This is a genomic window from Vibrio sp. 10N.222.48.A3 (assembly GCF_041475345.1).
Taxonomy (GTDB): domain Bacteria; phylum Pseudomonadota; class Gammaproteobacteria; order Enterobacterales; family Vibrionaceae; genus Vibrio; species Vibrio tasmaniensis_A.
The window spans coordinates 1-775 of sequence record NZ_JBFRVX010001626.1; the positions used below are offsets into that span (position 1 = coordinate 1).

A 775-nucleotide genomic window follows, 5' to 3' on the forward strand; every position below is an offset into this window, starting at 1 on the left:
GATCATCATAGGCCAAATCAATATCCCTCAATAACCAATAACCAATAACTAGTTAGTCGTGATAGGTTTCTTACTATCTTCACTCGATACGGTGTCTATGGTCGAGCTAATGTAAGGCACGTTAGTCAGGTTGATCTGCAAGCGAACCACATTATCAATCAGTTGAACCAATGGACCCCACTTAACCTTTTTCTCTTTCTCGAACACGTAGTTGAAGTTCTCAGGTGTCCAATCCATCAAGTATTGAGGGTTCAATGAACGACCAAGAAAGCGTACCTCATAGTGCAAGTGTGGCCCGGTTGAGTTACCTGAGTTACCACAGCTCGCAATCACATCGCCTTTACTCACAAATTGACCGCTACGTACTTTGAACTTCTGTAGGTGCGCATAAGAGCTCATGAAACCGAATGAGTGACGCATAGTTATAAAGTTACCGAAGCCTTTCTTACTTGGGCGCACGGTTTCAATTACGCCATCAGCTGGCGCTACTATATCTTCACCACGCTTACATGTTAGGTCGATACCAGTATGAACGTGGCGTTTACCTGTTATAGGGTTCGAGCGACGCCCATAAGAGGATGATATGCGTTGATAAGCCATAGGGCTGTCATTTGGAATCAAACGAAACATTGTGGCTCTGACTGCTGAATCTACTGCAGCTGCATCAATTCGGTCTTCTAAAGAGACGTCATCAGTAAGCGGCTCTTCATCGGTCAGGCCAAGCACTGATTCCACATCAAATACACGCTTGCCAAGTAACTGAATAGTGCCTTCT

The 775-nt window shown here is 44.8% G+C and carries 1 protein-coding gene; it reads right to left on the minus strand.

The annotated features are described in order from the left end of the window. Positions 1 to 48: 48 nt before the first annotated feature. The coding region (locus tag AB4653_RS28120) for a M23 family metallopeptidase (protein WP_372105917.1) at positions 49 to 775 on the minus strand (727 nt) is incomplete at its 5' end.